Source organism: Paraburkholderia sp. GAS334 (assembly GCF_050436625.1).
Taxonomy (GTDB): domain Bacteria; phylum Pseudomonadota; class Gammaproteobacteria; order Burkholderiales; family Burkholderiaceae; genus Paraburkholderia.
Map to the genome: position 1 here is coordinate 1 of NZ_JBNDMO010000075.1, position 5,387 is coordinate 5,387.

The 5,387-nt window shown below is 57.7% G+C and carries 11 protein-coding genes; all 11 read left to right on the plus strand.

The window, feature by feature from the left end; all coding sequences use genetic code 11:
• Positions 1 to 108 precede the first annotated feature (108 nt).
• A complete protein-coding gene (locus P3T21_RS38055; protein WP_429260996.1) occupies positions 109 to 381 on the plus strand; it encodes a hypothetical protein in 273 nt (90 codons plus the stop codon).
• A 66-nt stretch (positions 382 to 447) separates the two neighbouring features.
• Positions 448 to 627: a hypothetical protein gene (locus P3T21_RS38060; RefSeq protein ID WP_429260997.1), complete on the plus strand. Its 180-nt coding sequence runs from the start codon at positions 448 to 450 to the stop codon at positions 625 to 627.
• Entirely contained in the window at positions 620 to 997 is a 378-nt protein-coding gene (locus tag P3T21_RS38065; protein WP_429260998.1) for a hypothetical protein, read from the plus strand. The genes P3T21_RS38060 and P3T21_RS38065 overlap by 8 nt, the downstream gene beginning before the upstream one ends.
• 15 nt (positions 998 to 1,012) lie before the next feature.
• Positions 1,013 to 1,507 (plus strand): hypothetical protein, encoded by a 495-nt coding sequence (locus P3T21_RS38070; protein WP_429260999.1) that lies wholly within the window; start codon positions 1,013 to 1,015, stop codon positions 1,505 to 1,507.
• Positions 1,508 to 1,562: 55 nt separating this feature from the next.
• Positions 1,563 to 1,721, plus strand: coding sequence for a hypothetical protein (locus tag P3T21_RS38075; RefSeq protein ID WP_429261000.1), 159 nt, complete (start codon positions 1,563 to 1,565; stop codon positions 1,719 to 1,721).
• 113 nt (positions 1,722 to 1,834) lie between these two features.
• Positions 1,835 to 2,053, plus strand: coding sequence for a hypothetical protein (locus P3T21_RS38080; RefSeq protein WP_429261001.1), 219 nt, complete (start codon positions 1,835 to 1,837; stop codon positions 2,051 to 2,053).
• A gap of 39 nt (positions 2,054 to 2,092) precedes the next feature.
• Complete coding sequence (locus P3T21_RS38085; RefSeq protein ID WP_429261002.1) at positions 2,093 to 2,626, plus strand: hypothetical protein; 534 nt, start codon at positions 2,093 to 2,095, stop codon at positions 2,624 to 2,626.
• A gap of 16 nt (positions 2,627 to 2,642) precedes the next feature.
• On the plus strand, positions 2,643 to 2,924 hold the full coding sequence (locus P3T21_RS38090; RefSeq protein WP_429261003.1) for a hypothetical protein: 282 nt from the start codon (positions 2,643 to 2,645) through the stop codon (positions 2,922 to 2,924).
• A gap of 411 nt (positions 2,925 to 3,335) precedes the next feature.
• Positions 3,336 to 3,698, plus strand: a complete 363-nt coding sequence (locus P3T21_RS38095) for a hypothetical protein (RefSeq protein ID WP_429261004.1) — start codon at positions 3,336 to 3,338, stop codon at positions 3,696 to 3,698.
• A 275-nt stretch (positions 3,699 to 3,973) separates the two neighbouring features.
• Entirely contained in the window at positions 3,974 to 4,363 is a 390-nt protein-coding gene (locus P3T21_RS38100) for a hypothetical protein (RefSeq protein WP_429261005.1), read from the plus strand.
• A 539-nt stretch (positions 4,364 to 4,902) separates the two neighbouring features.
• Positions 4,903 to 5,322: a hypothetical protein gene (locus P3T21_RS38105; RefSeq protein WP_429261006.1), complete on the plus strand. Its 420-nt coding sequence runs from the start codon at positions 4,903 to 4,905 to the stop codon at positions 5,320 to 5,322.
• The last annotated feature ends 65 nt before the right edge of the window (positions 5,323 to 5,387 follow it).

Genomic DNA, 5,387 nt, shown 5'->3' on the forward strand with positions numbered 1-5,387 from the left:
GGTTGCGCGAGTCCGAGCGGCTTTTTAATCAGCATTTCGTCATTTCGGATAGAGCGGAAGATTGATTCAACGAACTTCTAACTCAGGACACTAGGAAAAGCGAACAAGATGAACTCGCTCGTTCTTGCTGGTTTGATCGGCGTGGCTGTGGCCCTGAGCGTCGCTTTATACGTCTGGAATGACCGTTTCCGCCGCGTGCCATTGGCTCAGATTGGAGTGGACAACGTTCAGCGGATCGGGGCGTGGGAGTCACCGGAGTGGCGCAACATGATCTGGTCGCGCGGATGGATGACCAGCGCAGAGTGGCGGGCGGTGAACAAGCGGCAACTCGCGGCAATCGACGCCGAATTGAAGCGTCGCGGTGTTGTGGCGAACGACTAGGAAAAGCATCTGGCGCGAGCTGCGCCCCGAGCCAGCCGGTAGCCGTGTGATAGAGGAAATAAAAACATGAGTCTGCAATCCGCTATTGATGTCGTAACGCCCATCGCAAAGGTCGAGATTTTCTCTCTGGCGATGGTGCCGTCCGCACTTCTCGCGCTGCTCGCCGGAGGGTGCGCAATCGCGCTGTACTGCGTGCTCGCCGCGTCCGGTTCCACTGGCAAAGGTGATAAAACGCCCCATGATTAAATTCGCCGCCCGCGCACTCATCGCCGTTGCGGCGATTGGTTCGTTCCAGTTTTCAGGACAACTCGATCACGTCGACGTGTCAGTGTCCGCCGCATGCGTGGCAGGTATCTCAGCCCAGGTAGAGCCGTCCAGCAACAGTTGCACTTACCGTGACGTGACGCGTCGGGGCCGTGTGTTCGAGCGCGACTTCGAGATTTTCGGTGCGCTCGGCGGAGGACTGTATTCGTCGGATGCGCGAGTCGTGTCGAGGAGTAACCAGACCGGTTTGACTTGGCGTTCTCTGGCGCTGCTGCTCATAGCTGTCGCTGTGTGGATTCCTGCGTTGCTGCCGCTGTTCGGCAAACGCCGGGAACACGCTGGCGCTCACTGACGGATCGGAAAAGCGATGGACCCGGTAGAACGCTCGCTTGAACCCATTACCGCTGACGACTTGGCGCGATTCGCTTTAATTGCGTCACAGGACCGCGACGACTTCTTCGCCCGGTATGCACGCCCTCAGCATTTTCTTTGCTCGGCATTGTGTCAGGGCGCTGCCAAGCACTACATGGACCGTGTCAACGGAGTGAAGGACATTGACGTGTGGTCATTCTTCGTCAAGACGGCGGGTGTTCCGCACTTTAACGCTCGCCGAAGGGTAGAGCGTGATCTCGGACCATCTAAGTTTGGAGTTCACCCAGACGATGCGAGGCGAGGCTTCACGGGGCGCCGGGTGGACCTTCTCGGGCGCACCATCGATGTTGCCCTGGATGAAGGTCCGATGGAGGCGGTTCGTCGTTACCTCCGCGAGTGCAAAACGGACAGCGCATGGCACCTGCAGAAGAAGGCCGTCGTGCTGTTGGAACCCAAGGAATTGGCCGGCACCATCGCGTGGCCGGTCTGATCGGAAAAGCGCTCGCGCCGGTCGCGCGGGCTAAACAGGAAGCAAGGAGCGAACGATGGAACGCAAGCCTTTCGATGCAATGACGGACAATGAACAAAACGCGCTCATGGATGAATGGATTAGCGATGCGCGCCACAAGTCCGTATCCGTTGTGTTGCCCGAAGAAACGATGCGCGAGGGCTATTACCACGTCGCGCCTGAACCACTCGCCTAACCAATGGAAAAGAAGCGAAACACGCACGAGGCGGGTCATTCCGTGAGCCAGTAGCGCGCGGATAATGTCGGGGCAAGCGGGTTGCGATTTTCGCAGGCGAAACAGGAGAGGACATGGCTATTGAGGGAAACGTTCTGTATGTGTACCGCTGCGCCGAATGCAAGCATCGGGGCGAGGTACACCATCCCGACGACTCGCACGACGGCGAAGCGTCTACCTGTTCAACGTGCGGCGCGCCCGTGACGCTGGAGTGGGACGGTGGTGTGACGTTCGATACGCCAAAGTCCCTCGCAGACGAGGCGATAGCCCGCGCTCGTGAACGCAAAGGCTAGACCGGAAAAGCGGCCTTGCCGCGCAACAAGGTAAAGACCATGGACGACGCATCCGAAGCTCGCTTGCGAGCCATTTTTCAGAGCGTCAAGACGGGCAAGAGGACCACTCGGAGCGACGATGACTTCGCCGTTCGATGCCACCGTTTATGGCCGAAAGAGTACGTCGCACTTCGGGCGGAAGTTGTCGGAACGATGCTCCACCAGTTTGATCCGCTCGGCCGTTTGATGACTTTCATGTTGACGCGCGGCGTATCGCTTGGGTGGCTTAGGCTTGGATTCTCTTTGTCTCTCCTCTGGGTTTTGGGAGCATGCGCTTTTGCAGCGTACGACTTCGCGATCCTGTATCACTTGCATGCCGGATGGGAAGCGGCAGGTCATCCGGGATGGGAAGTCCGGAATCTACTCGTTACCTGTGGAGCGTCGTCTCAATCACCGGTAAGCCGTTGCTCGCTGGACCTCGGTCGAACGGTTTCGCTCGTGATCTGCCCGGTCGTTGCGGGATGGATTTTGGCAATGGGTCTAGCAAAACTCTATCGCTGGGTTCGCGACGGCTTTCGCGCCGATCAGCGTTGACAAGGAAAAAGCAGATATGAGCATGATTGAGGTGGGCACCGACCTGACGACTATGCTTGGGGTGCGCGACGTGATGCCTGACAGTGAGGGTGAACGAATTATCGTGACTTTCGTTGATGGCTCGACGGCGACCATCGAGCGTGACCCTTTGGCGCTGTTCTCGCGCCGTGACTCATACATCATGAGGCTTTCAGGTGGCCGCGTCGATTGCGCTGCAACGGTCGTTCTTGGGCAGCCGCGGGCGAAGGTCATCGAGAAGCTAGCCGAGTTGGCTGGGCACGCAGCGTTTGCCAACTAACGAATCGGAAAAGCCAGGTTCGCTCCCGCTCAAACCAAAACAATTGGAGGACCACAATGGCTAAATGGCTTTTCAGTTCGAAGGGTGACCCGATCGCCTTCGTCTCGGATGACAAGGTATTTACGCGACGCGGCGGTTTCGTCGGGCGACTCGAAGGGAAAGAGGTGTGGCACGGAAATCTACAGGACGGACCGGCTGCTGTACAAGACAGGAAAGGCATCGACGCAGCGGGGCGTGCCTGGAATTCCTGGCACGCCGGGAATCCCCGCCATCCCGCCGAACCTCGGCGTCATCACCCTGCCGGCGGGATATCGAGACGTCCAGGTCTAACTGACTGCAAGACCCATCGGGAAATCGCCACGGGCCGGTACACGCGCTCACACGGCTAGTAAAACAAGGACAAAAATAGAGATGAAGGTGAGAAACGGGTTCAGTTCGGTTAAAAAAGCTGCGATGATCGCCGCCGCAGTGTTCGTCGCAGGGTGTGCCAGCACCCCTCCAACGAAGATCGGTGGAGATACCTATTATTCGTCAAAGACGAATACGGCAGGGATCTTCGGGGACGTGAGCGCGGTGAGCGGAAAGTTGATGGTTGAGGGCAATCAGTTTTGCGCTTCGATGGATAAAGAGTTCGAGCTGGTGACGCAAACAACGACGTCCAATATTCCTGGTGTTCGGTTGGGCGGGGCGTCGATCACGTTCCGATGCGTCCTGCATGCAAACGACGTTCATATGCGCCCAGACAACGGCGTCACGACAACCACGACTCAATAGACCGGTTTCGGGCGATTGTAAAGAGATCGGAAAACATCATGAAAAATGAGCAAGACGGAATTATCAAGTTCGACCCGGTTTGCGGGCCAAACCCTACGACGTGACCAACGCTGACACGTCGCCCGAAGCAATCGCCGCGCTCCGATTTGGCATTCCGGCGTCGAAGGACGATTTAGCCGCAATCGATGCGATCTTGAACAACCCGAGCGTGAACGTTGCAAAGGCCTAGCTCGCGCCGGTCGCGCGGGCTTCGCACAGGAAAACAGGGGGACAGGATGCGCGCTCTCATTAGGTTGCTTGTTTTGACCGCGGTCTTCGCACCGCTCACGGTCTTCGCCAGCGGCTCGTACGACTTCTGCGTTTTCCGCGCGTCACCGGCGAAGTCCGAGAACCTGCACGTCAGCTTTAAGTACGGCGATATCGATCCCACAAAAGAGGTAGCCCGGGTCGTCGTGTCTCAACGAATGCGTGAGGCGGACACGACGAGTGTGAGCGTGAGCGACTATAACAAGACGTCTTGCCCCGGCCCCGACGTGACTGAGATTACCGTATCCGCTTCCTTGGACCAGGTACAGCGGATCGCTAACGCTCTTGGGAAAGGCGATGTCGCCGGCGCTGCCGTTGGGGCGCAGATGTGGCCGCTGGCGCAACCGCCTCAGTCGTAAAAGGCGCGGGCGGGGTGCTGCAAAGCATTGGGGACGGCGTAAAGCACGTTGTCTGTGGAATTTTCCACTGCTAAACACCACGGAAAAGATTATATGAAAAGCGTCGTCAAGTGCTCGGTATGCGGCACGCCGCTCGCAGGCAGGGCGCGTTACTGCTCCCAATGCCGCGCTGCGATCTTGGAGGCAGCTTCCACCGACGATCTGGGGCGTGAGCATTTGTCCGACGTGGCAGCCTCAACTAGCCGCACAGGGCTCAGCCGCGTATGGGAAGCGTTGCTTTGGCTTGCGGTTCTCTTCTCAGCTCTGTCTGTTTTCTTTATATCAATGGCCGGCCGCCCGATTGCTCCTAATGGCAACGTTGCCGCAGGTGGCCCCTGGCTTGGTCTGATGGTGTGGTGCTACCTGATAGCCAAGGTCCGTAGACTACATAGAGCATGGTTATACGCCTTCTTCGGTCTAGGAATGGCATTCGTTATCAGTGTGATTGCCAAGGTCGTAGCCATCAGGCTGCTATAGACAAACAACCCAACGGAAAAGCGATGAAAGTAATCGGGGACGTTGCGAACATAGCTGCTGCTTTGCTCCTGCTTGTCGCTGTGTCGGGATGTGCTATCGAAGGAGATGGCTTTGATGGTCGGGTGAAGGCGTACAACGCGGCAGCACTGGATTCCCGTGAATACGTTGCGCTGCACATGGGGCAGCGGGATCCAGCCTGGTATCAAGGGTGGTGTGGTGTAGTCGCCCCGCACTTTATAAGTATGGACGACGTGCACGCGCGGGTTTTGCGCTACTGCACCGCCATGCAGGCTCAGCCCGAGAACGCGGAGAGCATTTGGAACAACTTGCGGCAGGAGCTTACGGCAGCTAGTGGCGATGCCGTTGCCAGACGGAACAGCATTGCAGGGGCGTTTGCAGCACAGCAGCGGGAATGTCTGAATTTTTGTGTGCAAGGCAGATAGAGACCTGCCGTCTGGCAGGACGTCAATTGCATTCTACAAATGATTCCTGGTGAAGCGATCCTCGT